The sequence below is a fragment of the Aquipuribacter hungaricus genome (genome assembly GCF_037860755.1).
Classification (GTDB): Bacteria; Actinomycetota; Actinomycetes; order Actinomycetales; family JBBAYJ01; genus Aquipuribacter; species Aquipuribacter hungaricus.
In genome coordinates this window covers 1-2,771 of the sequence record NZ_JBBEOI010000347.1, presented here as the reverse complement: position 1 = coordinate 2,771, position 2,771 = coordinate 1, and the positions used below count along the sequence as shown (strand labels likewise).

Annotated in this window: 2 protein-coding genes; both read right to left on the bottom strand. The window is 78.0% G+C overall.

Translation table 11 applies throughout. From position 1 onward, the window contains the following. The coding region (locus tag WCS02_RS19380) for an FAD-binding and (Fe-S)-binding domain-containing protein (protein ID WP_422665439.1) at window positions 1-2,172 on the bottom strand (2,172 nt) is incomplete at its 3' end. Between the two features lie 53 nt (window positions 2,173-2,225). Then, window positions 2,226-2,771 (bottom strand): SGNH/GDSL hydrolase family protein (locus tag WCS02_RS19375; RefSeq protein ID WP_340295920.1); only part of this gene is annotated, 546 nt, incomplete at its 5' end.

Here is a 2,771-nt window from a genome sequence, read left to right as displayed (position 1 = left end):
GTCCGCGGCGGACCGGCCGGCCGCCCAGCGCTGCCGCAGGGTGGTCGTGGCGAAGCGCGGCACCGAGCGCCGGGCGTCCATCCCGCCCAGGCGCAGCACGAGCCGGCGCAGCGGACCGACGGCGAGGACGACGTTGAGCACCGCGGCCAGGCCGGGCACCGCCCCGACCAGCGCCGACCAGCGGGGCAGCCAGCCGAGCGAGTAGTGCGTGACCGGGCGGAGCCGGCCCCTGAAGCGGCGGTGGAGCACCTCGGACTTGTACGTGGCCATGTCCACCCCGGCGGGGCAGTCGCTCGCGCACGCCTTGCAGGACAGGCACAGGTCGAGCGACTCGTGCACCGCCGGGTGGTCGACGCCGCCGACGAGCGTGCCGGTGGTCAGCTCCTGCAGCACCCGGGCACGGCCGCGGGTGGAGTCCTTCTCCTGGTGGGTGGCCAGGTAGGACGGGCACATGAAGCCGCCGGCGGCCGAGGTGTCGGCGCGGCACTTGCCGACCCCGACGCAGCGGTGGACGGCGCGGGTGAGGTCGCCGGAGTCGTGCAGCAGCGAGAACCCGCCGGGCGACGGCGGCGTCGGCCGCGCGGTCGGGCGCCGCAGGTCGGCGTCCAGCGGCCGCGGCCGGACGACGACACCGGGGTTGAGCAGGTCCTCGGGGTCGAAGAGGTGCTTGAAGCCGCCGAACAGCGCGAGCGCGTCGGGACCGTACATCCGCTGGAGCAGCTCGCTGCGGGCCCGGCCGTCGCCGTGCTCCCCGGACAGCGACCCGCCGTGGGCGACGACGAGGTCGGCCGCCTCCTGCAGGAACGGCCGCAGCCGGTGAGGCGCCTCGGCGAGCGGCAGGTCCATCCGGACGTGGACGCAGCCGTCGCCGAAGTGCCCGTAGGCCAGCCCGTCGACGTCGTGGGCCTTCATGAGCGCCTCGAAGCCGCGCAGGTAGCTGCCGAGCCGCTCGGGCGGGACGGCGGCGTCCTCCCAGCCGGGCCACGCCTGCGCGCCGGTCGCGGTGCGCCCGGCCAGGCCGGCGCCGTCCTCGCGGATCCGCCACAGCGCGGTGGCGTCCGGCCCGGGCGGGACCACCCGGACCGACGTGGTGCCGGAGTCCGCGGCCAGCCGGCGGGCGGCGGCGAAGGCCTCGGCCTCGTCGGCGCCGCCGACCTCGCAGAACAGCCAGCCGCCGCCCGGGGGCAGCGCCGGCACCGCGGCGTCGCCCTTGTGGTGGCGGACGACGTCGACCAGGCGGGCGTCGATGCCCTCGACCGCGAGCGGGCCGTGGGGCAGCAGCGCGGGGACGGCGTCGGCGGCGGTCGCCATGTCCGGGTAGCCGAGGACGGCGAGCGCGGTCGCGGGCGCCAGGTCGACGAGGCGGACGGTGGCGCCCAGGACGATGCCGCAGGTCCCCTCGGTGCCGACCAGGGTCTTGGCCAGGTCGCGGCCCCGCTCGGGCAGCAGGTGCTCCAGGGAGTAGCCGGACACCTGGCGGCCGAACCGGCCGAGCTCGGTGCGGACCAGGCCGAGGTGGCTGTCGACCAGCTGGCGCACGCCCGGCACGGGGTCGGTCGAGGGGTCGCCCAGCCGGGCCGCGGTGAACCGGCGACCGGTGCCGTCGACCATGTCCAGGGCGACGACGTTGTCCGCGGTGCGGCCGTAGGCGACGGCGTGGGGGCCGCACGCGTTGTTGCCGATCATCCCGCCGAGGGTGCAGCGGGCCTGCGTGGACGGGTCCGGCCCGAACCGCATGCCGTGCGGGCGGGCGGCGGCCTGCAGCGCGGTGAGGACGACGCCGGGCTCGACGGTCGCGGTGCGGGCCTCGGGGTCGACGGAGCGGACCCGGGTGAGGTGGCGGCTGACGTCGACGACGATGCCGGTGCCGACGGCGTTGCCCGCGACCGAGGTCCCGCCCCCGCGCACGGTCAGCGGGGTGCCGGTCTGGCGGGAGACCTCGGCGACGGCGAGGACGTCGTCGACGTCGCGGGCGACGACGACGGCGGTGGGCACGACCCGGTAGTTCGAGGCGTCGGTGGAGTACTCCGCCCGGACCCGGACGCTGTCGTCGACGACGTCGGTGCCGCTGGTCCGGAGCCGGCGGCGCAGCTCCGCGACCAGCGAGGGTGCGTCGGAGGGAGCGTCGTCGCGAGGACGGCCCGCCGTCGCCGGCGGCTCGAGGAGCGTCACGTCAGGGCCTCCAGCAGTCCCCCGGCCGGTGCGGTCCGAGGCGGCCCCAAGTATCACCCGGTGCGTCGGGACGGACGCAGCCGGTCCCACCCGCGGGGACGGCCCGGCAGCAGCCCGGGGACGGCGACGACCCGGTCCCACCACGCCTGCGCGACCAGCGCGTGCCCGGCCCGGGTGGGGTGGACGCCGTCGGTGGTGGTCCGGGCGGCGTCGGCCGCGAGCAGCGCCCCGAGCCCGCCGACGACGACGGCACCGGTGGCCGCGCCCGCCTCCCGGACCACGGCACGGACCCGCTCGACGTCGGCCACCCACCCCTGCCGGCGGGCGTCGACGGGGACGAGCAGCGGCTCGAGGAGGACGAGCCGGACGCCGCCGCCGGGCACGGCCGCCCGGACGTCGTCGAGCAGGCCGGCGTAGCCCGCGGCGAAGGCGTCGACGTCGAGCGGGCGCTCGTCGAGGTGGGCGCGGCGGACGTCGTTGATGCCGACCGCGCAGGTGACGACCACGCCCGGCACCAGCGCGCCGGCGCCCGCGAGGTCGCGGACCGCCCGGGCCCGGACCCCCGCGAGCCGGTCCCCGGACACGCCGAGGTTGAGCAC